Source organism: Paenibacillus sp. HGH0039 (genome assembly GCF_000411255.1).
In the GTDB taxonomy this organism is placed as follows: Bacteria; Bacillota; Bacilli; order Paenibacillales; family NBRC-103111; genus Paenibacillus_F.
Genome location: NZ_KE150412.1, coordinates 559,916 through 580,933 on the forward strand (window position 1 = coordinate 559,916; position 21,018 = coordinate 580,933).

19 protein-coding genes are annotated in these 21,018 nt (G+C 58.5%); 1 reads left to right on the plus strand and 18 read right to left on the minus strand.

The annotated features are described in order from the left end of the window. Positions 1 to 25 precede the first annotated feature (25 nt). From HMPREF1207_RS02150 to HMPREF1207_RS02180, 7 genes are all read right to left on the minus strand, one after another. The gene (locus tag HMPREF1207_RS02150) at positions 26 to 1,522 is read right to left on the minus strand and encodes an NAD(P)/FAD-dependent oxidoreductase (protein WP_009672728.1); all 1,497 of its coding nucleotides are present in this window, start codon (positions 1,520 to 1,522) and stop codon (positions 26 to 28) included. Further along, positions 1,519 to 2,265, minus strand: coding sequence for a methyltransferase domain-containing protein (locus HMPREF1207_RS02155; RefSeq protein WP_009672794.1), 747 nt, complete (start codon positions 2,263 to 2,265; stop codon positions 1,519 to 1,521). The genes HMPREF1207_RS02150 and HMPREF1207_RS02155 overlap by 4 nt, the downstream gene beginning before the upstream one ends. Further along, a complete protein-coding gene (locus HMPREF1207_RS02160; protein WP_009672829.1) occupies positions 2,252 to 3,400 on the minus strand; it encodes a type III polyketide synthase in 1,149 nt (382 codons plus the stop codon). Before HMPREF1207_RS02160 ends, HMPREF1207_RS02155 begins: the two co-directional genes overlap by 14 nt. A gap of 359 nt (positions 3,401 to 3,759) precedes the next feature. Continuing rightward, positions 3,760 to 4,344 carry a YdcF family protein gene (locus HMPREF1207_RS02165; RefSeq protein WP_009672711.1) on the minus strand — a complete coding sequence of 195 codons (585 nt, stop codon included), beginning with the start codon at positions 4,342 to 4,344 and terminating at the stop codon, positions 3,760 to 3,762. Positions 4,345 to 4,442: 98 nt separating this feature from the next. Then, positions 4,443 to 5,711 carry a CynX/NimT family MFS transporter gene (locus HMPREF1207_RS02170; protein ID WP_009672877.1) on the minus strand — a complete coding sequence of 423 codons (1,269 nt, stop codon included), beginning with the start codon at positions 5,709 to 5,711 and terminating at the stop codon, positions 4,443 to 4,445. Next, complete coding sequence (locus HMPREF1207_RS02175; RefSeq protein WP_009672910.1) at positions 5,708 to 6,400, minus strand: FadR/GntR family transcriptional regulator; 693 nt, start codon at positions 6,398 to 6,400, stop codon at positions 5,708 to 5,710. The genes HMPREF1207_RS02170 and HMPREF1207_RS02175 overlap by 4 nt, the downstream gene beginning before the upstream one ends. Before the next feature lie 358 nt (positions 6,401 to 6,758). Beyond that, positions 6,759 to 7,973 carry an MFS transporter gene (locus HMPREF1207_RS02180; protein WP_009672674.1) on the minus strand — a complete coding sequence of 405 codons (1,215 nt, stop codon included), beginning with the start codon at positions 7,971 to 7,973 and terminating at the stop codon, positions 6,759 to 6,761. Positions 7,974 to 8,176: 203 nt separating this feature from the next. Here HMPREF1207_RS02180 and HMPREF1207_RS02185 point away from each other — a divergent pair, with 203 nt between their 5' ends. Continuing rightward, positions 8,177 to 8,740 (plus strand): DUF1003 domain-containing protein, encoded by a 564-nt coding sequence (locus tag HMPREF1207_RS02185; protein WP_009672824.1) that lies wholly within the window; start codon positions 8,177 to 8,179, stop codon positions 8,738 to 8,740. 6 nt (positions 8,741 to 8,746) lie between these two features. On the opposite strand, the gene glsA is transcribed toward HMPREF1207_RS02185, so the two are convergent. The 11 genes from glsA to HMPREF1207_RS02240 form a co-directional block, all read right to left on the minus strand. After that, positions 8,747 to 9,691 carry a glutaminase A gene (gene glsA, locus HMPREF1207_RS02190; RefSeq protein WP_009672715.1) on the minus strand — a complete coding sequence of 315 codons (945 nt, stop codon included), beginning with the start codon at positions 9,689 to 9,691 and terminating at the stop codon, positions 8,747 to 8,749. 130 nt (positions 9,692 to 9,821) lie between these two features. Then, entirely contained in the window at positions 9,822 to 11,090 is a 1,269-nt protein-coding gene (locus HMPREF1207_RS02195; RefSeq protein WP_009672745.1) for a GAF domain-containing sensor histidine kinase, read from the minus strand. Positions 11,091 to 11,275: 185 nt separating this feature from the next. After that, on the minus strand, positions 11,276 to 12,352 hold the full coding sequence (locus tag HMPREF1207_RS02200; protein ID WP_009672873.1) for an aromatic ring-hydroxylating oxygenase subunit alpha: 1,077 nt from the start codon (positions 12,350 to 12,352) through the stop codon (positions 11,276 to 11,278). Further along, positions 12,349 to 13,542, minus strand: a complete 1,194-nt coding sequence (locus HMPREF1207_RS02205; protein WP_009672701.1) for a GNAT family N-acetyltransferase — start codon at positions 13,540 to 13,542, stop codon at positions 12,349 to 12,351. Before HMPREF1207_RS02205 ends, HMPREF1207_RS02200 begins: the two co-directional genes overlap by 4 nt. A 19-nt stretch (positions 13,543 to 13,561) precedes the next feature. Then, positions 13,562 to 14,122: an SMI1/KNR4 family protein gene (locus HMPREF1207_RS02210; protein WP_009672819.1), complete on the minus strand. Its 561-nt coding sequence runs from the start codon at positions 14,120 to 14,122 to the stop codon at positions 13,562 to 13,564. 68 nt (positions 14,123 to 14,190) lie between these two features. After that, positions 14,191 to 15,450, minus strand: coding sequence for an ATP-grasp domain protein (locus HMPREF1207_RS02215; RefSeq protein ID WP_009672751.1), 1,260 nt, complete (start codon positions 15,448 to 15,450; stop codon positions 14,191 to 14,193). Then, the gene (locus tag HMPREF1207_RS02220) at positions 15,447 to 16,802 is read right to left on the minus strand and encodes a F390 synthetase-related protein (protein ID WP_009672756.1); all 1,356 of its coding nucleotides are present in this window, start codon (positions 16,800 to 16,802) and stop codon (positions 15,447 to 15,449) included. Before HMPREF1207_RS02220 ends, HMPREF1207_RS02215 begins: the two co-directional genes overlap by 4 nt. Beyond that, entirely contained in the window at positions 16,799 to 17,644 is an 846-nt protein-coding gene (locus HMPREF1207_RS02225) for an MBL fold metallo-hydrolase (RefSeq protein WP_009672816.1), read from the minus strand. The genes HMPREF1207_RS02220 and HMPREF1207_RS02225 overlap by 4 nt, the downstream gene beginning before the upstream one ends. Then, positions 17,641 to 18,636: an NAD-dependent epimerase/dehydratase family protein gene (locus tag HMPREF1207_RS02230; protein ID WP_082211294.1), complete on the minus strand. Its 996-nt coding sequence runs from the start codon at positions 18,634 to 18,636 to the stop codon at positions 17,641 to 17,643. Before HMPREF1207_RS02230 ends, HMPREF1207_RS02225 begins: the two co-directional genes overlap by 4 nt. Continuing rightward, entirely contained in the window at positions 18,560 to 19,810 is a 1,251-nt protein-coding gene (locus HMPREF1207_RS02235) for an ATP-grasp domain-containing protein (RefSeq protein ID WP_009672687.1), read from the minus strand. Before HMPREF1207_RS02235 ends, HMPREF1207_RS02230 begins: the two co-directional genes overlap by 77 nt. Then, a complete protein-coding gene (locus HMPREF1207_RS02240) occupies positions 19,800 to 20,798 on the minus strand; it encodes a beta-ketoacyl-ACP synthase III (RefSeq protein ID WP_009672847.1) in 999 nt (332 codons plus the stop codon). The genes HMPREF1207_RS02235 and HMPREF1207_RS02240 overlap by 11 nt, the downstream gene beginning before the upstream one ends. Positions 20,799 to 21,018: the final 220 nt, after the last annotated feature.

Sequence of the window (21,018 nt, forward strand, 5' to 3'; positions counted from 1 at the left end):
TCTCTTTCCGAATAGCAACCGAAGATTAGTATTCTCCTTCCGGCTTCAGCCGAGTGGCCTCCAATAATCCGGAGGCCATACCCGGCGAAAGCTGCGCAAGACGCAGCAGCAAGCGCACCGCGGCCGGACTATCGAGGGAGGACTGCAGCAGCCGTCCCCATCTCAGCGGTCTCCCAAACGTGCGCTTAACGGCGCGGACGTACTGCTCTTCCCACCCGGCAAGGCTGAGCTTCCCCCGCAGATAGTCGTCTGCCAGGGGGGCGCACAGCCGCGCCGAGCGGAGGGCCATGGACATGCCGTCCCCGCACAGCGGGGGAATCATCACCGATGAATCCCCGAGGCGCGGCACCATGTCCCAGGGGTTCAAGCGCCGGTTCAGCTTCACCGGCGCGACCGCTGCCTGTGCACCCGGCACAGGCAGCCCCCGCTTCAGCTTCGAATGAAGCGGGGGGCACCGCTGCGCGGCGGCTTCCAGCAGCGCGAGCACGCTTTTGCCCGCGCCGCGGAACGCATCCCGCGACAGCAGCGCGGAGACGTTGACCAGGCCGTCTTCTATGGGGCACAGCCCCAGGTAGCCGCCGGGAAAGAGATACAGCTCGACGATCGGCTCCATCTCGATTCCCGCGTAATGAGATTTGACGCCCATATAGTCGGGGGCGCTGCGTTTCCATGGGTTCAGGGTTCCGCGGGTACGCCACGCATGGGTGGAGCAGGCCTGTTTTCCAGGGTTTGCCGGGTTTGCCGGGTTTGCCGGGTTTGCCGGGTTTGCCGGGTTTGCCGGGCATGCTGCGTTTGTCGGGCTTGTCGGGCATGCTGGGTTTGTTGGATTTGTCGGGTTTGCCGGGCTAGATGAGCCAGCTTGGTTTTTCCGATCTGCCGGGTTCAGTAAATTTAACGGCATGAAAGAATTTAACTGCCCCTCCGTTTTCGCGCTTGTCAAGATCGACGCGCCTTGAGGCCTCCGCAGACTTCCCGGTCCTCCGGAAAACCTCTCCCCACCGGAGTCACCCGCGCAACAAGCACCGGTTACGGGAGCCTGCCCGTTCGCTCCCCAGGCGGCAATAACCGTGCGGGCCCGGATGAGCTCCATCCTGCCTTCTCTCTTCACTCTTACCTCGCAGCTCTCATCGGCGAGCCTCGTAACCGAGAGAACCGCCGCCGAGGTCAGGACCCTGACTCCCGCGGCTGCGGCTGCTTCATGCAGCGCTTCGTCAAGCCGGAAGCGGCTCAGTCCCATAGCGGTTCCCGGCAGCGGGATGTCGACATGGCCGCCTTCCGCGGTAATCAGCCGCGCCCGCTCCACCCGGGCCGGGCGAAGGGCCGACACGCGGTCCAGCAGGCCGGCGGCATCCAGCGTCTGCCGGACTTCCGGCGACAGAAACTCCCCGCACACCTTATGGCGGGGAAAGCGGTGCCGGTCCACCAGCAGCGTCCGCCATCCTTTCTCCGCCAGGCTTTTAGCGATAAGGCTTCCGGCTAAGCCCGCTCCCAGAACGGCAACGTCCGTCTCGGTTACGTTCATGGCTTACGCTCCGATCCCGCATCCGGCTGCGGCTGCCGGGGAATCACGACCGCATAGCGGAACAGCGGTCTCCAGGAGACGTGATAACCGGGCATCTCCAGTGCTTTCCCGAGAACGGACCAATCCTCCGGCGAGAAGCCTTTGGCGACGGATAGCGGTCCGTCATGGCGGATGTAGCGGTTTCTCGACAAGACGCGGGAAGCCAGCCAGACGGCGGACCAGGCCAGCCAGTGACGGTGAATATCGTTAACGGCGATGCCGAGGCGGGACGCCCGGAGCATCGTGCGAACGACATCGGGGAGCTCGTCCGGGGAGAAGTGATGGAGAAACTGGGTGCCGGTCACAATATCGGCGCAGCCTTCGGGAAGCTCGAACAAACTGGCACGCCGGATCTCCACTCTCGGTTCGCTGCGGAACAAACGCCGTGCCTCTTCGCAGGCTTCTTCTGTAATATCGCATAAGGTAACGGTCACGCGTATCTTGCGGTCGTCCGCCCACCGGAGTACGTGACGGTTAACGTCGCCGGAGCCGGAACCGACATCAAGCACGGTCAGTTCTACTGGCTTTCCGGCTGCCGTCCACAATTTTTCGATCCCGTACAAGGTCGGGCCGGACGCCGCAAACAGACGGTTGAGCCTGCGAAGATGCCGTAAAGCCTCCGTAAGCTCGGCTCCTCCGCAGGTGAGATCATCCATATATTCCGCTTCCGGCGAACGGCTGCGCAAGCGGTCAAACGGCGGCATCCGCTGTTTTCTCCCGCGCAGCGCCTACCGGTATGTAGGTGAACCGGATAAGCTCCGCCGTAAGTCCGGGGCCGAAGGCCAGAGCGATCCCGTCGGCGGCATCCGCTCCCGCCGTTCGAAGCTCCGTCCGCATCTGCTGCAGGACGAAAAGAATCGTTGCGGAAGAGAGGTTCCCGAAGTCCCGCAGCACTTGTCTGCTGGGCGCAGTCTGCTCTTCCGTCAGGCCGTATACCTGCGCGACCGCATCCACGATCCCTTTGCCCCCGGGATGAATCGCCCACAGCCAGGGAAGACGTTCCCCGTCCAGCAGTTTACCGATCTCCTGTGGAATCCGGTTCGTAATAAGTTTGGGGATAGCCGGAGACAAATATAAGTCGAAACCGAAATTGCCGACTTCCCAAGTCATCTCCTCGGCCGCTTCCGGAATGAGAACGGAGCGGTGATTCCCCAGCCCGAATATCCCTTGCCTTGATTCTCCCGTGCGCCCGATTACGCAGGCGGACGCTCCGTCCCCGAAAAATGACGCTCCGAAAAGAGCCTCTTTACCGCCGGACGGCTGTATATGCAGCGTGCACAATTCGACGCTAACGATCAGCACGTTCGCCTGCGGGGCGGAATCCGCTATTTCACGGGCCAGGCATACGGCACGCAGTCCCGCCGCGCATCCGATGAATTGAAGCGGAATCCGGGAGACTTCCCTGGACAAGCCCAGTTCTTTTACAAGCGAGGCGTCCAGTCCCGGCAGGAACTGCCCCGTGCAGCTGACGGTGATCAGATGTGTGATGTCCGAGGCGGAAAGACCGCTGTCCGCCAGTGCCTGTCCGGCCGCTTGACGCGCCAGCGGCACCGATTCTCTTTTATAAACCGCCATTCGTTCGGCAGTCGACGGGATAAGACCCGGCTCCGTATCCGGCAGATAACGGCATGAAGAAACCGGCGCCAGAAGACCGGGTTCGCAGGTGTACCGGGTTTCAACGCCGCACTGTTTGAACAGCCGTTTGGCCCAGCGGGCGGAATCGGGATAACGTTCCAAAGCCTGTGCCAACCGGAGGACTACTTCCGATTGTTTCAGCGGGTAGGCCGGAACGGCCGTACCTATTCCCAGAATTGCGGTTGCAGGAGTCGTCTGGTCCATCTACCGGTTCATCTCCTCGTCTATAAATAGGCCAGAACGGCCGAAAACAGCGAAAACGGCAGGCCGGTTCTCATGTTCAATCAGCCTCTATACTCATCTGTATTCACAGCGGGCGCAGCTTAGTACAGGCTATCCATTTCGGGCAGAATAATCGGCTGTGTCGCTCCATAGGCAAGTAACATACGGCTGACCGCCTTCATGTGACGCCGAGCATCGCGCGCCGGGAGCCTTGCGCGGCGCGAATCTAGGTTTGATTCGTTTTTGCGCATCCGCGTATTCGCAAGGACGTGTAACCGGGACACCCTGCCCCTGCCGTTCCCGCCAAATAAAAAAAGCCGCAGAAAGCGCGGCTTTTAAACTTATGAATTTTTGCCGAGAAAATAGCCGGTTAACTTCAGATACTCCGTGAAAGTAACCATCAGGCTCTTGTTATTGCCCCACCATTTCCGGGGAGTAAAGTTTTTGTCGGGGGCGGCCACATAATGCAGCTGAATGCCGGAATCTTTGAACGCCCGGTCGAAAAGCAGCTTGACCCTTCTCATATGGAAGTCCGAAGAAACGACGGTCACGGATTTGAACGCATGTTTCTCGATGACTTTTTTGGAAAACACGGCATTTTCATACGTGCTGTCCGCCCGGTCCTCCAGGACGATAGCTTGCTCGGGAACGCCAAGCTCCATGGCGTGTTCTTTCATGAGATCGGCCATTCTGCTGTTCCGGTACACTTCGCCCCCGGAAAACATGAGATACGGGGCAACTCCGTTTTTGTACAGCTCGGCTCCTTTCTCCGTCCTTTCCCCCCTGTCTCCAGAGAGAACGAGGATCACATCGGATTTAACCGGTTCTTCCGTATAGACGAGGAAAGAGCCCGCGTTTTTCACCGCGATCATCAGGACAATGAACAGTCCGAAAGCAAGTATGAGTTTAATTTGTTTTTTCGTCAAAAAGCCTCACTCCATTTACCGGATCCATGCCCCCTATCTTACCACAGATGGACGCCGCATTTCTTTCGGATCTCGTAAACGCGTAAAACGTAAAGCCTTCATTCGGCTCCGCGTTCTTCTCCGACGAACCCGTTGGCCGCGGCACCCTGGCCGACCACAAAGAGCAGGACGGCGATTGCGGCGAGCAGGAGAAGCGGAGTCGTCCACCCGCCTGTCGTGTCATGCAGGAACCCGAACAGAATCGGTCCGGCGGCGGCCAGCAGGTAACCGAATGATTGCGCCATGCCGGACAATTCGGCGGACTGCTGGGCGCTTCGCGTACGCAGGCTGAAGAACATCATCGCCAGACTGAATGCGCAGCCCCCGCCTATGCCGGCCAGGATGATCCACAGCGGCACGAGAGCAGTGCTTCCCAGCAGCAGTCCGAGAATCCCCGCGAGGAACAGCACGCACGTGAGCGTAACGAGGAAGCGCTGATTGGCCATTCTGGCCGCCAGAATGGGCACGACGAACGTGATGGGCAGAAGCGCAAGCTGCATCAGGGAAAGCATCCATCCGGCGTATTCGGCGGAAAGTCCTCTGGTGTTCAGGACAGCCGGCAGCCAGGCGACAAACGCATAGAAGAACGTCGACTGGAGTCCCATGAACAGGGTGACTTTCCAGGCCAGCGGAGATTTCCAGACGGAAACAGATTTTCCGCCGGAGGAATTCGCCGAAACAGCGGACACCCGGGCCGCCCCTTGGCGGGCTTTGCGGCTGCCGTTAACCAGCGGCAGCCAGAAGAGCAGGGCGAGAAGACTCAACGCGGCCCAGGCCCCCAGAGCGCCTTTCCAGCCGAGGCCGCTTGCCGCCGGTACGCTGATGCCGGATGCCGCCGCACCGCTCAAGTTCATCGACACGGAGTACACGCCGGTCATCAGACCGATCCGTGCGGGAAAATCCCGCTTGATCAGACTGGGAAGCAGCACGTTGCATAGGGCGATGGCGACTCCCAGCAGGGCGGTGCCCAGAAAGAGCGTACCTGCTCCCAACGCCGAACGGAGTAAGATGCCGACCGTCAGGATTGCAGCCGCGGCGAGCAGGACCGCCTCGATCCCGTACTTGCGCGCCCATTTGGGCGCGAACGGGGAAATAACGGCAAACATCAGCAGAGGCAGCGTCGTCAAAGTGCCTGCCAGCGTATTGGAGATGCCGAGCTCTCCCTTAATGGTGCCGATCAAAGGCCCGACGGATGTGAGCGGAGCTCTCAGTACGGCTCCGATAAACAAAATGCCGACGATCAGCAGCCAGCCGGCGGTTCGCGCCGTATCTTGATCCTGCCGCGCCAGCGGCAGTTCTTCGGGTGGTGTCATTTCTCTGGTGTTCATGATTGTTCCTCCAAGCGTTTCAGATCGTTTCTCGAGTGCGAGATATATTCGTGGACCGCCTCTGCGGCTTCTTCCACATCCTGACGGATGATGGCGTCGATCATTTTGGCGTGACTGCGGCGATAAAGTCCGATTTCCGGGATAAGCCCCGACAAACTCCGCACGGAATGATCCAGCGCTTCGGTCATATGCGCGTAAAGCTCGCTGAACAGCTCGTTATGCGCAGCTGTGACGACTGCTTGGTGAAGCCGGATATCCGCGCCCGAGTAGGCCTCCATGTCCCGGGATTCCTCCGCCGCCGCGCACGCATCCAGATGAAGCTTTAAGGAGTCGATGTCTTCATCCGTTCTGCGCTCCGCCGCAAGTCTTGCCGCTTCGCGCTCCAGCGCCTGCCGTACTTCCAGTGTCTCTGCCAGGGTGGATTGCCTGACCCGCTTCTGCAGAACGACGCCTAGGACACTGGACGAGCACACATACGTGCCGTCCCCCTGCTTCGTCTGAAGCAGCCCCGCATGAACCATGGCGCGCACGGCTTCGCGGATCGTATTGCGGCTGACGCCGAGCGCCTCCGACAGCTCCGGTTCCGGAGGAATACGCGTTCCGACGGGCCACTGGCCGGATTCGATTAAAGTTTGCAGCTGATCCGCAACCTGCTCGACCAGCGTTAATTTTTTCGGTTTCTCCAGCATATTTCGAAAACCTCCAAACATAGGATGATTGGTCTTTATCTAAAATAGCACAACGAGAGCGATCTGTAAACCGCCTCGCGCCATCGGTTTCCGGTGTGTATCGTAGCATTCCTTTATGGTAGCCGCCCGCATGTCCTCTCTTCGGTATGGCCTTGGTTTTCGACAAGACGGCCTCATCTGCTGCCCCGGAACATCTTCCGCCCATAAAAAAGGATTGTCCCATAATGAGACAATCCTTTGATGAATTCCCCGCCGGAGCAAATGCCCGGTATCCTCCGGCCGTTCGACGAGATACGCTTTTTTTTACAAGCTCCGCTCGTTTCGGGATTCGATGTCATAAATCTACGGCCGCCTCCGGTCAGGACGAAAGCTCCTTACCCTTGGTCTCGTCCCCCCAGAAGAGCACGGCCAATGCGCCGATCAGGATCATGACGAAAAAAAGGATGAAAATCGCCTGAATGCCGATTCCCCAGCCGACGAGTACACCGACCAGCAGCGGGGCGATGATGCCTCCTATCCGTCCGAACGAGGCGGCAAGTCCCGCACCCGTCGAGCGGATCGCCGTCGGATACAGCTCCGGCGTATAAGCGTACAGCCCGCCCCAGGCTCCGAGGTTGAAGAAAGACAAGCACATGCCCGCGGCGATCAGCATGCCTTCCGTGGAAGCACCGCCAAACCATACGGCGCTGAATGCGGTCAGCACAAGATAGGTGACCAGAACGAATTTACGGCCGAATTTCTCGATAAAATACGCGGCCGTAAAATAACCCGGAAGCTGAGCGAGTGTCATGATGAGCACATACTGAAAGCTTTTGACGAGCGTAAAACCTTTCAGCACCATCACCGTAGGAAGCCACAGGAACATCCCGTAATACGAAAACACAACCGTAAACCACAACACCCACAGCATCACGGTCGACCGGCGGTAATCGCGGGACCAGACGGATTTCACTTTCGCGGCAAATGAAGTTTCTCCCGACCGTTCTTTCCGGAACCTCGGAGGATCTTCAATCGCCCGCCTCAAATACAGCGCGTAAAGCGCGGGCAAGGCCCCGATGACGAAGGCGGACTGCCAGCCGTACTTCGGGATGACGAAGTACGCGATCAGCGCCGCCAGAATCCAGCCTCCCGCCCAGAAGCTCTCGAGCAGCACAACCGCTCTTCCCCTGTCCTGCGCGGGCATACTCTCCGACACGAGCGTGGACGCGACGGGAAGCTCCCCGCCCAGCCCGACACCCGCGATAAACCGCAGGATGCAGAGCACGGTAAAACTGGCAGCCAGAGCGGACAAGCCGCTGGCGGCCGAAAAAATAAGCAGCGTCCATAGCAGGACGGACTTGCGCCCGTAGCGGTCGGCCAAATAGCCGGCTATCGCCGCCCCGAAGGCCATCCCGACCGAGTTAAGACTGGTCAGTACACCGACCTGCCCCGCACTGAGCTTCCAGTGGACCGTCAGAGCCGCGACGATAAACGAAATAATGCCTACATCCATGGCATCGAACAGCCAGCTTAAACCGGCGCTGAACAGCAGTTTTCTCTGTTTAGGATTTTGAAGCATCGCGATAGCGCGCATTGGGCTTCTCCCTTGTCGTTTAGTAGGTATGGGTCCGCTTATTCTGCCCCTGTCCAAAGGGAACATTCCGGCATCCCCCTATTCTTTTCCAGTTAAGAGGATAAGCGGACCGGGTAATTCACTATTTTACCCCCATTCACTTAAATTGGCTAACCTTTTCAAGAAAAATAAAAGATGTTAAGAAACCGGGAGGAACAGACACCATGAGGAATAAAAACGAGCCGGAGAGAACTTCCGAAGAACAGCTTTTTAAGCAGTTGGAGAAATATCCCCGGCAGAAACTGCACAAAGAGGATGTCGAGCGCGTCACCGAAATGGTCCGCGACTATCAGGGGAAGATCAAAGCGCATCTGCACGAACAGCAGGAGAAAAAGACGAACCGCTGGGACCGGATGGCCGATCACGTTGCTGTCCTGGCCGGCAGCTGGTGGTTTGTTACGGCATCCGCCGTCACCATTACGGTGTGGATGCTCGTCAACAGCGAAAGAAATTCGTTGTTTATTTTGAGCTTCTCCCTGTCCATCCTTTCCCTGTTTCAATCGACACTGATTCAGAAAAGCCAGAACCGCCAGGCCGCCAAGGACAAACAGGAGCAGATGCTCGACATCGCCATCAATTATAAAGCCGAGCAGGAGAACCTGGAAATTCAGCAAAACTTAAAGGAGCTTGAAGTAAAGCTCCAATGGATCGAGCTCCGGCTATCCGCCCGCTCACGCGCCAAAAGGCGCCCCGGAAGGGCCAAAGCCCCGCGCGCAAGGCAGAAATAAGCAGGTTTAAAACAAGCTCCAGTCAAAGCGCCCCGACAGCTTCTCAAGCAGATCGACGCCCGCAACGCTGTTGCCTTTGCGATTAAGCGCCGGCCCGATAACACCGATTCCGTACCGGCCGGGCACGAGAGTCAGAATGCCGCCGGAAACGCCGCTTTTGGCCGGCAGTCCGACGCTGATGGCGAACTCCCCGGAGGCGTTGTACATGCCGCAAGTGGTCATGAACGTTTTGGCGATCTGTACGAAACGCCGCGGAATGAGCGTTTTCCCCGTGAGCGGATCTTGTCCGTCAAAAGCGAGAACCAAGGCCATCCGCGAAAGATCGCCGCATGTGACCCGGATCGAGCAGTGGCGGAAATACACCTGGAGAACTTCTTCGACACTGCCGTCCAGAACCTCGTTCTCTTTCAGAAAATACGCCAGCGAACGGTTCATATGTCCGGTCTCATTTTCCGACCGGTATACCGCCTCGTCATAATCCAGCTTGTCGTTTGCGGCGAGTTCCCGGAAAAACGACAGCACTCTCGCCGACTTCGCCTCGGGCCCGTCGCCTTTGATTAACGAAGACACGGCGATCGCTCCCGCGTTGATCAAGGGATTAAACGGGATGCCCGGCTCGACCAGCTCCAGCTTCAGCATGGAGTTGAAATCGTCGCCCGTCGGCTCTTTGCCGACCTTGGAGAAGACGGTTTCTTCCCCGTGATCCATTAGCGCCAGTATCAGCGTAAACACTTTGGAAATACTCTGCATCGTAAAAGGCAGCCCGCAGTCCCCCGCGGACAAATGTTCCCCCTGCCCGTTCAGCAGATGAATGCCCAGTGCGGACGCCGGTGATTTAGCAAGCTCCGGAATGTACGACGCCACGTTTCCCCGGGAAGTCAGCTTGCGGCTTTCTTCGACCCACTGCGGAAGCGCCGCCTGGATGGCATTGAATTCATGATCGGCATTCATGGACTTCTCTCCTCTATCTCCATTTCGTTTTATAATTTGTCGCATTCTTTCCGCATTCCTTCTCGATAAAACAAGTATGACCGCCAAACGAAAAAAAGATGACAGAAACGCGGGGCGCTTCTGTCATCTTTTATTTAAATTCTTGCGCTTCCGCAGCTTCGGCCGCTTCGGCATACTTGCTCAGCATAAGGGAGAAGATCAAATCCGTTTCTTTCTGCCTGTCGCTCTCCGTCCAGATTTGGCCTTCCATGAGGTCGACCAGCTTCTTGCTGATTGCCAGATCCAGACTCGTTTCATAGACGGGAACGGAAGATCCGCCCGCTTTGCCGTCGGCCGCTTCCAGCAGGAACTCCAGTTTATCGGGTGTAATGAGCGGCGCTTTGACGGCAAAACGGATATGATGAGTATCGGGATGTTCCGTATCCGGCAGATTGACCGCCGCGAGGGTAAGTTCGCCGGATCGGGCGTTCTTGGAGGCATGATCAAGCAATTTGACCAGCACATCCCGGATCTTCACCGGATCGCCGACTACGACGGAAGGAAGTCCGGGCGCCGCGTCGAGGCGGATTGTTCGGCCTCCCGTATTTCGGATTTCGTACAGATTCACGGCTTCTTCCAGAGCAGGAAGCAGTTCGAAGGGCTCCGCCTCCACCGCCACGCCGCCCGATTCCATTTTGCTGTAGTCCAGAATGTCCGTTACGAGAGTAAGCAGCGAGTTGTTGCTCGTTTCAATGATGTTCATATAGCTCTTCTGCTCTTCGCTCAGCTCCGTATCCTGCATCAGATCCGTCATGCCCATGATGCCGGTCATCGGGGTCTTGATCTCCTGCCCGATCATGGCAAGAAGCTTGCTCTTGATCCGAGACGACTGCTCGGACGCCGCATGGGAATCCCGGAGAATCTGCTGGGCTTCACGCAGCTCCGCGACCGCATGTTCAAGCTCCACCACGTGGGCAAGAAAGACCGCCATGGCGCTCAGCGTTTTGAGATCGGTCTCCGAAACGGGATAAGACGGATGATCGAGAATACAGATCGTGCCGTAAAACTGACCGTTCTTCAAAATAATCGGCAGTCCGATAAAAGAACGGCTTCCGAGCGCACGGGTTACTTCCAGATCCGCGGTAAGGGGACTTGAAGCCGTGTCGGAAATGACGAGAGGCTCGCCCGCACGGCGTCCCACGAGACTACAGTAGCTGATGTCGAAAGGAAGCTCATCCCCTTCCTTCACGAGCTGTTCCCGCCGGTTGAACGCCTTCAGAATCGTATTGGTCCGTCCGTCGTTCGTTGCGACAAAAATGGTATTCACTTGAAGCAGTCCGCTGACGACTTCAATTATATGAGCGGCGGCTTCCTCTATATTGTTATAAAAACCGGATGGGTCCTGGTGCCTGTTTGTCATAGCTATCACACAGCTTTCTCTACTTTCAGATAACGATCTTTCTAAGTGTACTATATTTCCGTCTCTTTCAGGCATAAAGGTTTTGAAAAAACAGAATATTTCTAGAAATCCCATCTAAATTCACGGAAATAACAACGGTTGCCGGAAAATCGCAAGATTTTGAAAGAAATCACGGGATAATAGCCTTACACAAACAACTGGACCTTCTTCTCAAAAGGGGTGTCGTATACCTTTCCCTTCATAAGCTGTTCCAGATAAGGACGGATCAGGTCCGCCTGCGTGGAATGAAAGCTTTCGCCGCCCCACCGCTCGATCGTTCGCTGCTGGGTTTCTACGATGGCGATGTCCTGATTCAAGGCTTTTTTCAGAAAAGGGGTCAGCACCCGCTTCTTCAGCCCGTTCGTGAACCGGCCGCGCTTCATCGTGATAATCGCATAAATATCCTGGTAAGCGAACGAAGTCGGCCTCATCACGGCCGTAATAAGCAGCGTCAAACCTTTGGCGGAAGAGTATTCGATCTGGGCGACGCCGGGCATATAAAACCGGCCGAAGCTCCGCTGCCTGTCCCGCTCGAATAAACGCGAGATAAGACCGGCCTGCCCGGATTCTCCGGTATATTCGATTTCAACGGCGGCGCCTTCCGCGCGGATGCGGGCGTTCACGGTCTGGCGGCCGCTGTCCGTACGGATGAGGCCGGCGTGGACATAGTGCGTGTGCGTGGCGTCCAGCAAATTTTCCGCCGCGTTAAGCAGCGAACCCCGGACGGCCGTTTTCCAGACGAAGGAGTAATACTCCGGGTTGTTCATAAACGGCAGGGCCAGAGGCTCCGGAACGGATACTTCCTGCGGTTCCCCTGACCGCGCCCCGCCGCCGAGCCGGGCCCACAGAAAGCCGTCCCGCTCCCGCAAGGCCACCGGCGACGCGTCGTGGTGGGGACCCGGCTTGAACGTGCACAGCCCCGGTACCCGGGTGCAGGCTCCTGTCCCGTCGAACTCCCACCCGTGGTAAGGGCAGACCAGCTTCCCCGCTTTCAGCCTGCCTCCCGAAAGCGGCACGTTCCGGTGCGGGCAGCGGTCCAGCAGCGCGTGCGCGCCCTCTTCCGTGCGAAACAGGACGAGCGGTACGTCAAGCACCGTCAGCCCGAGCGGCTTCCGCTTCAGGTCCCGCGACGGACAAAGCGGGAGCCAGTGCTTTTTCAGCTCGGCATAGAGAACTTCCTTCTCGGCGTCCGTCTGGCAAACATCGTTCCTCGTCAGATTCATAATCGGTACTTCCTCATCACGGGTACCCCAACTCCATTCAAAAGATGACTCAATCCGAGCCATACGGCCCGCCGCCTCAGAGGCAGATGCCGGATGTAGACGGCGCTGTATTCGATGGCCGGGCGGCCTCCCCGGATCCGTTTGAAGTGCGCGGCGCCGGAGCTTAAATGCAGCAGCTTCCTTTCCTCGGCGGCCCGGGTCAGCACCAGGCTCATCAGCATCCGGTACAGCCCTTCCTTCTGCGGAAGAGCGGTGTTGTAACCGACCAGCGGAGCCGTAATGACACCGGCTTTATCGAAACAGCCGATTACGCCCTGCAGCACCCCCGAGCTGTCCCTCAAACCGCGGATCCGCAGCAGCCCGTGCCGATGGCAATTGGCGATGTAAGCCTCCGTGAAACGCGGATTCAACCGGGAATATTTACGGATGTACAAATCCTCGTAAAGCTCCACGATGCGCGGATAATCCGACGGCTCAATCTCTTCGTGCTCCACAATCCGCAGCGGCGAGCGCCGGAGCAGCTTTTGGTCCCATACATTGTTCGGTTTGTGCAGGTAATCCGGCTCGCGCCCCTCGAAAAAATACACCTGCCGGCTCGGAACGAGAATCCACCCCAGTCCGGTCAGGTCTTTCATCAGCTGCAGATTCGTCACCTCGTTCAGCGACCTGAAAATGACCGCATGCGACGGAAAACGTTCCAGCAGTCCGGCGGTCAGCACACGGACATCCTCTTTCGGCAGCTCTTCATACAAATTCGTCGAGAGCAGCCAGTTATTGACGTGTACGTTCCGGTTGATCCGGGCGCTTTTCAGCAGCGGCGAAAGGATGCCGATCACTCCCCGCAGCACGCCTTTCAGCAGCTCGCTTTTGAAAAGAACCAGCTCTTCCAGCGCGTAGGACACATAGGTCGAGTAAGGCGAACAAACATAGGAGCTGTCATACTCCGTTTCGTTCACCGTCACGGGAAGCAGCTGCTCCCCGGCCCGGACCAGCTCCACCTTCGTACGGACATTCCGGATATACGCATCGGCGCCTTTGCCGATCAGCGGCTCGGTGTAGGCCGCCGTCATTGCGTTAGCCGGATGATTTTTACCCGGCCCGGTCTCATTCGAGGGGGAATCCCCCGCTCCAGCTCCGCTTTGCGGCGTTTGTCCTGCCTGCCGTTCTATAAATTCAGCCGGCTGTGTCATTCGCTACCTCCCCGGCCGTTTACGTGTAACGGCTGTCTAATTCTTCGTCCAGCGAGCTTCTTCCCCGGCAAAGCGCCTCGAAGGAATCCGCCACCCGGACGCATTCGTCGTACCCGAGATTTCCCGAATGAGCGGCAAGGATAGGATATTCGCCTTCCACCGGCGCTTTTCTCATATCGAAAAGATAATGGTTGCCGCAGCCGTCCATCGCAAAAGAAACGGATAACGGCATGTATTCGGGCAGCTCGTACGCCAGATTCATCTCACGGAATTCGGAAGTGGAGAAAAACTGGAAATATCGTTCCCCGGTCCGAAATTCCCCTCCGTTCGAGTAACGCAGAAATTCCGCATACGCGCCCGGCAGTTTCCCCTGCGGCATACGCCATCTTGTCGGATCGATCGGGATATATTGATTGTAAAAGGGCGAGTTTACCGGAAAAGGGTTCTTCTGTCTCGCGGCGATTTCCCGAATTTCTTCTTCCGTCAAAGGCAACTTCCATGTTTGATGGAAGCTCTCAAGAACTTCCTCCGCGGCCCCCGCTTCTTTAGCGAACACTTCGTCGAAAAAATAGTCCCGCAACGGCAGGCACCTCCTCTTCTGTCTTTAGTCTTATATGGAAAAAAGAGCCTCCGCGGCGCAGCACGCCCTCAGTTCAAAGCTTCTCCGTCCCATTCGATATCGGCGGTTGCCGCATCTTTAAAAGGAATCCGCCTGCGCAGCGAGTCGAAAACCGTTTCGGCCAGACTGCCCGCATGCAGCAGCGGCACCCACGGGTCTTGCCTGCTGAAAAGCACATCGCGCCCATGCCGGAAATCGTGGAACCACCGCCCGATTCCCGAGGGGCTAAAGCCGTGGTAAAAGGGATTCGCCAGCATCGCGTACCCGATCATCGGGGGAGCTTCCGCAGGCTCCGGGCATTCGGGGTTTTCGGGGCTTCTGGGGCTTTCGAGGCTTCCGGGGCCTCTCCGGATTGCCGCCGGATTTTCCAAGGAAGTGCGGCCGTCGGCAAAAAGCTTCCCCTCGGTCACTTCGGAAAGCCGTTCTCCCCTGCGGCCGAACGGCTTCATCAGCCCGGCGTTGTCTGCGAGATGCAGTCCGCTCGTCGCCCTCGGGTTGCATTCCAGCACGTGCAGGGTGCCGTCCTTATCTTCTATGTAATCGAATGCCACATGCCCCGTAAAATCCAGCTTGCGGACCAGTTCGGCCGCGAAGCGGTCGATTTTCTCGCGATGCACCGGCTTGAAGTAATAGCCGGAAGCCTGGCCGAGCCGGTACAGAGGCTCGTAGGAACCGTACGCGGCGATTTCTCCGTCCACGGCCAAGTGATAGCTGCACAGCTCCCGGCCGCGGATGTACCGCTGCGCGATCCAGGGCCGGTGCGCGGACGGCGCAAAGCCCTCCGGAAGCCGGGAAGGAGCCAGAAGCGCCTCCGAAGCGAAGCGGCTGTACACCGGTTTGAACGCGAATGCGGACGGATCGCCGAGTTCTTTCAATTGAGCGGCGGATATAAGCAGCTTCGTCTCTGGCGTCTGCGCGGACATTCCTTCCGTCAGTCCGGAGAAGTTCCATTTGTTGTGCAGCGAGTTCAGGACTTCGAAATCGTCGCAGAACACGCGGCAGTACCGGGCCAGCTCTTCCCGCCCATGGGCGATATAAAAGATTTCCTCGCTCGTAGGCAGGAGCAGATCGATTCCGGCAGACCGGATAATGGCCGCCAGCGCGGCAATAAATTCCCGGCATCCTTCTCTCGGAGAAGGAACATGGAAGAATTCTTTTATCGCCCGTGAGCCGCGGCACACCGGAAATTTGACACTGTCCGCGGCATATACGTTCCACCCGGAATCCCGGAACCGCCTCGCCAGATCCAGAGCCGCGTAGGATCGGCAGCCTGTGAGGAGCACATTCATCTGCTGCCGATCCACCCTTCTCTTGCCGTCATATCCGGCTCTACGGCATAGGCGCGCTCAATTCTGCGCAATTTCGTCAAGCCCGGCTGGAACGAGTAAGGCGCAAACGTGATTTCCGGAGGCCGGCAGCCGTGCCGGGCGAAAATCCCGGCCAACTCCCGCCGGAGCGGTCCGGTGACGTCCGGCACTCCTTCTTTCGTGCGGACCGATACCTCCAGACGTTCCCGGTCACGCTGGATGACTTTGTATTCGGTGATTCCGTCCGAAGCCAGCATCACCGCCCGCCGGATGAAATCCGGGAAGACCGGAACGTCCTGTCCTCCGTCCATACTCCGGCCGAAGAACAAGTCGTCCGCGCGTCCGCTGACGGATTCGACCGCCGTGAACACCGAACCGCAGGGACAAGGTTCATCCCGGAGCGTGAGCAGATCGTTCAGCCGGTAGCGGATGATGGGCTGGGATGTACGGGAAAAATCCGTAATCACCGGCATAAACGTCCGCCGCTCGGAATCTACGTACTCCCGCTGAATCACGGCGATATCCTCATTGAGATGCAGCGTCCCGTGTTCGCAGGTTGCGCCCAGAAACCCTTCGGTGCATTGATAAATCTGGTGCAGCCGGGTGTTGAAAGCAAGCTCGATCTCCTGCCGGTCGACCGGTTCCAGCACTTCCGCGACGGAAATGATTTTGTTCGGCGCAATCGCCAGTTCTCCCCTCTGCTTCGCTTCCGCCAGCAGCCGGAGCATGGACGGCGGGGCGATCAGGAGAGTCGGCTGCAGCCGGCCGAGCCGCTCGATATGCTCCGGGACCGGGCGGATCATGTCGAAGAAGCTGAACTGGATTCTTCGGGATTGCACCGTCTGGTACAGGTTGCTGTCCGCCCGGAGAAAGAAGGCGATCCGGTGCTTCCGCAGCAGGGAACCCGGCAGAGCTCTCGCCAGGGCGGCGCCCGCCCACGCCGCTCTTTCCTCGGCGCTGACGATGAACAGCCCGCGGTTGCCCGACGTGCCGGAAGAAAGCCCGACGGTAACCCCGTTCAGCTCGGGGGTAAAGTCGCGCTCCCGCTCGGCTTGAAGGGCCGCATGGAGCGCTTCGTCCTTCGTGATGCCCGCGGTGTTCAGCTCGTCGAAGGCATCCATCATGGCCGTCTTGTCTATGGTCGGCCATTCGCGCCAGCTATCCGGCGGGAGACCTTCAAACAGGCGGGCGTAGAAAGGCGACTTGCGCCGGGTTTCTTCCAGAAATGCCCGGACCCGCGCGTTTTGCCAAGCCTCAAGGTCTTCCCGGCTTTTCCATCTTTGCCCGTTCCATTTGGTCAGGGCGTATTGTTTGAGCAGCAGGATGAGTTTCACAGGAGTTCAATGCCCTCCTTTCCGCAAAGTTCCCAGGCTTCCGCACAATGGGTAAAAAGAAGGCGCATCTCCGGCTGCCTGCGGTGCAGCTCCACGAGATTGCCGAAAGTACGTTTGTAGTCCCGCCTGCCGTCGAACAAAATAAAAGCGGGCGGACTGGGCAGCCGGTTTTCCCGCACGGCCTGCGCCGACCAGCTTGCGTCCGCGCCGAGCAGCACGGGATTTCCGTCCGTTCCCCTCAGAAAGACGCCGATCTGGTGAGCGGCATGGCCGGAAAGATCCACGGCGGTCACACTCCCGTCGCCAAAGAGGTCCCAGCCCCGCTCGAACGGGCGGCACGCGGCGGGCAGCGCCGCTTCCTGGCACTGCTCCACCCAGTTTGCCCGGGTCTCGAAATCCGGAGGAATCAAGTCCGGGAGCACCGCTCTTTTTACCGCAGCCAGACCTTTTAAGGAAGCGACCGAATCATAGCCCGCCTTCGAGCAGATGAACTTCGCGTTCGGAAAGTCCGCCAGCCCGCAGATGTGATCCGCATGAAAATGCGAAATTATGACCGCAGTCACATCCTCCGGAGCGTATCCGGCCGCCCTTACATGCTCCGCGGCGGTTAGATGTCCCCCCGTCTCCACCGGAGTCGTCCAGCGGTACAGCGCATAGGGAAGCCGGCGTGTCGCCTCCGCAAAACGCGGGGAATATCCCGTATCAAACAAAATTAACCCTTCGGACAGATGTTCAAGCATGGCAAAAAGGCCCGGAAACGCGACGGACCGCCATTTCCCCCCGCGGAGTGACAGGATCTCCAACTGCTTGCAGGTACCCGTGCAGTGCATCGTCAGTTTCATGCGTGTCCCTCCTGTTCCCGCCACCACAAGCTGAACCGCCGGATGCCGTCCGCGACGGAAACCCGGGGCTTGTAGCCGAGCTCCCGCTCCGCTTTGGAAATATCCAGCGTCTGGCTGAAGGCCAGCAGCGCCACCGTGTATCTCGTGAGCATCGGTTCTTTGCGCGCGAAAGGAAGTGCGGCGAACGCTTCCATCGCCGCCGCCGCGCCGTAAGCTGCCGGATACGGAACCTTCCGGGCGCGGAAGGGCATCTCCAGCAGCCGGAAAAGCTCCGCCAGCAGCTCGTACACATAGACGGGCTCTCCGTTGGTGATGTTATACTTCTGCCCGTCACAGGTCTTATCGGCGCGGGCGCAGCACAGAAGCGCTTCCGTCACGTTGTCCACGTAGGTGACATCCATAAACGCGCGTCCGCCGCCGAAAACGGGCACGAACTTCTCCTCGTTGGCCCGCAGCAGACGCGGGAAAATCGCCGTGTCACCGGGACCGAAAAGCCCTCTCGGCCGGATCGTGATCACCGGAAGACCGGCCTTGCGGGCGGCGTCCAGTTCGCTTTCCGCCAGACGTTTCGTCTGCGCGTAGGCATTGACGCCTCTCATCGGCAGCGGTTCTTCTTCGGAGATGCCGTAGCGGTCCCGGTAGTCGAAATAGATCGACGGGGTGGACACATGAACGAGTCGCCGGACGCCGTGCTTCATGCAGCCCCGGATGATCTGCCGCGTCCCGGTCACATTGGATGTGTAGAAATCGCGGTAAACCCCCCACGGAGAGGACATCGCTCCGCAGTGGAAAACAATCTCGTGGCCGCGGACGGCCTCCGGCATTTCTTCCGACGCCAGGTCCATCCGCGCAAAGTCGGCCCCTTCTTGCGCCAGCTTTCTTCCGGCTTCCGGGTTGCGGCCGACCGCCGTCACCTCATAACCTTCCTCCAGCAGGCGGCGGATCAGATTTCCTCCGAGAAAACCTGTCGCCCCCGTCACTAACGCTTTCATAGTAACCATTCCATTCGATGTCGTAAGTGGTAATCTCTTTAAGCGGCACACGTTTTGCCCGCGCTTCTCTCCATAAGTCCAGCAAAATCCGGCCTTGGGCCAGAGCAGGTCCCCAGTCGCCCGGACTGAAAATCACATCCCTGCCCCGCGCAAGGCTGGTAATCCAGTGACGCAGCCCGGCAGGCGTTCCGCACGCGGCCGCTCCGTACATCAGCATCGCAGCGGCAATCATCGCGGGACGGCCTCCGGGTGAAGGGCTTATAACCGTGTCCGTGCAGTCCGTCAGGGCCCGGTCTATTCCCTCATCGGGCGTAAACAGATGCAGCCCGCTCGTTGCCCGCGGATTGCACTCCAGCGGATAAATAACGCCGGCTTCATTGACGATAAAGTCAAACGCGATCTGTCCCGTAAACCCGATTTCACGGACAAAATGCTCCACCCATCCGAAGAGATCCTGACGTCCGCAGGTTTTGAAATAAATAGTCGCGCCCCGTCCCGCCGTGAAATCCGCGGCGTAATCCGCATACGCGGTCAACCGGCCCTTGTGGGCAATGGCATAGACGCAGTATTCCTGCCCTTCGACGAAATGCTGAGCGATCCAGGGATTCTCATGCGAAACGTTAATCCGGGGCCGTACTTCACCCGGACTGAACAGACGTATGTGATTCGCGAATCTGGAGAAAACAGGCTTCAGCACCCATTTCCGCGTGCCCTCCCGTTCCAGAAGCGCGTGCATGTCCTCCTCCGTTTCCAGAAGGACCGTATGGGGTGCAGGCAGTGCCATCTCCTTTACCCGGCGGATAAAGGACGCTTTATCATGAAGGGCGATCAGCTTGCCGAAATCATCGGCCAGCACGGTGCAGCCCTGCAGCTTGTTCTTTATTTGAGCGATATAATAAATTTCTTCGCACGTCGGGATCAGCAGGTCGATGCTCTGCTCCAGGACGATTGCCTGCAGCGCTTCCGCAAAAGCGGACGGATTGTCCCGCGGTCCCGGGATGCGGATAAACTTCTCTATGCAGCGCGAAAAGCGCAGCAGAGGGCTTGCCAGACTGTCGGCCGCATAAATCGTATGGCCGAGGGCCGATAGCTGGCGGGCCAATTCCAGCGCGGCGGGCGCCCGGCCGCCGGTAATGAGGATGCGGCGGCTTCCGGACTTCTTGCTAGTACTCAAGAAGAAGCCCGCCCAGGGACAGCCCGGCCGAGATGCCGATAACGGCCGTCAAGTCTCCGCGTTTCAGCCGGCCCAGCCGGACCGCTTCGTGCAGCCCCATCGGCAGCGAGGCGGCGATCATATTGCCGTGATGTTCGATGATGTTCATCAATTTGTCGTCCGGAATCCGCAGCTTTCGCTGAAGCAGCCTCATCGCCATGGCGCTTCCCTGATGGGGAATGACGAGGGCGACGTCTTCCAGCGTGACGCCGGCTTCTCCGAACAGCTTTTTCAGAAAATCGGGCAGCAGCTTGGACGTCTTCTTAAACAAGGCTTCCCCCTGCATATCGAACAGGAAATCCGCGATACGATCCGGCTCGTAAGCGATCGAGGGCAGCTTGGAGCCGCCCCCTCGCACCTCGGAGAGCGCCGCGCCGGAGCCGTAGGTTTCTATACGGGAAGCCACGATCCCCGAGCTTTCGCCCGCAGGTGTTTTCCCGACTACCACGGCGGCCGCTCCGTCCCCGAACAGGATCGCGCTTTCCGACTGGCTGTAATTCAGGCCGACCGAGGCGATTTCCGGGGCCACCAGCAGGACACGCTCATACCGGCCCGCGTCGATCAGATAGGAAATCAGATCCAGACCGGCCAGAAACGACAGGCAGGTGGAGTTGACGTCCAGACACGGAATGCCCGAATCGCCCAGCTTCATTTCACTTTGGATCAGCGCCGCCGTACATGGAATGGGCTGCTCCGGAACCGCATTCGTACAAACGATGCAGTCGAGCTGCTCCGCTTCCAGACCTGCGTCCGCCAGTGCCGCGAAAGCGGCCTTCGCCCCCATCTGCGAAACACTTTCGTTTTCCGCGTAATGCCTGACTTTTACCCCCGATTTTTTATACACCCAGCCCTCGGGTTTGCCGAGCCTTCTATCCAAATCTTCCGCGGTTACCCGCTTTTCCGGCAGATAGGCCCCAGTTCCCAAGACCTTCACTTGTCGAGTTTTCATGCTGTTCCCGTCGCTTTCCGTTTATTTTAACAAGCTTCCTGCAGCCCTCTGCAGCTCCGCCCCTGGCGGAAACATGAAAAGGACCCGGTGCAGGCAGCGAGTCGAATTGACCTAGGTCTTAAGAATCACATTCGACATTTCACCTCGTTTTCCTGCTTTTGTTAAAGCCGATAAGAATTCTCTTATCCGGCCTCCGCCCTCTTTTTTCTATGAAAGGAGG

What these genes read in the sequence shown, in the direction of transcription:
- HMPREF1207_RS02150 (WP_009672728.1), bottom strand. Translation starts at nt 1,522, where the DNA reads ATGAACGTAACCGAGACGGACGTTGCCGTTCTGGGAGCGGGCTTAGCC.
- HMPREF1207_RS02155 (WP_009672794.1), bottom strand. Translation starts at nt 2,265, where the DNA reads ATGCCGCCGTTTGACCGCTTGCGCAGCCGTTCGCCGGAAGCGGAATAT.
- HMPREF1207_RS02160 (WP_009672829.1), bottom strand. Translation starts at nt 3,400, where the DNA reads ATGGACCAGACGACTCCTGCAACCGCAATTCTGGGAATAGGTACGGCC.
- HMPREF1207_RS02170 (WP_009672877.1), bottom strand. Translation starts at nt 5,711, where the DNA reads ATGAACACCAGAGAAATGACACCACCCGAAGAACTGCCGCTGGCGCGG.
- HMPREF1207_RS02175 (WP_009672910.1), bottom strand. Translation starts at nt 6,400, where the DNA reads ATGCTGGAGAAACCGAAAAAATTAACGCTGGTCGAGCAGGTTGCGGAT.
- HMPREF1207_RS02180 (WP_009672674.1), bottom strand. Translation starts at nt 7,973, where the DNA reads ATGCGCGCTATCGCGATGCTTCAAAATCCTAAACAGAGAAAACTGCTG.
- HMPREF1207_RS02185 (WP_009672824.1), top strand. Translation starts at nt 8,177, where the DNA reads ATGAGGAATAAAAACGAGCCGGAGAGAACTTCCGAAGAACAGCTTTTT.
- glsA (WP_009672715.1), bottom strand. Translation starts at nt 9,691, where the DNA reads ATGAATGCCGATCATGAATTCAATGCCATCCAGGCGGCGCTTCCGCAG.
- HMPREF1207_RS02195 (WP_009672745.1), bottom strand. Translation starts at nt 11,090, where the DNA reads ATGACAAACAGGCACCAGGACCCATCCGGTTTTTATAACAATATAGAG.
- HMPREF1207_RS02200 (WP_009672873.1), bottom strand. Translation starts at nt 12,352, where the DNA reads ATGAATCTGACGAGGAACGATGTTTGCCAGACGGACGCCGAGAAGGAA.
- HMPREF1207_RS02205 (WP_009672701.1), bottom strand. Translation starts at nt 13,542, where the DNA reads ATGACACAGCCGGCTGAATTTATAGAACGGCAGGCAGGACAAACGCCG.
- HMPREF1207_RS02215 (WP_009672751.1), bottom strand. Translation starts at nt 15,450, where the DNA reads ATGAATGTGCTCCTCACAGGCTGCCGATCCTACGCGGCTCTGGATCTG.
- HMPREF1207_RS02225 (WP_009672816.1), bottom strand. Translation starts at nt 17,644, where the DNA reads ATGAAACTGACGATGCACTGCACGGGTACCTGCAAGCAGTTGGAGATC.
- HMPREF1207_RS02230 (WP_082211294.1), bottom strand. Translation starts at nt 18,636, where the DNA reads ATGAAAGCGTTAGTGACGGGGGCGACAGGTTTTCTCGGAGGAAATCTG.
- HMPREF1207_RS02240 (WP_009672847.1), bottom strand. Translation starts at nt 20,798, where the DNA reads ATGAAAACTCGACAAGTGAAGGTCTTGGGAACTGGGGCCTATCTGCCG.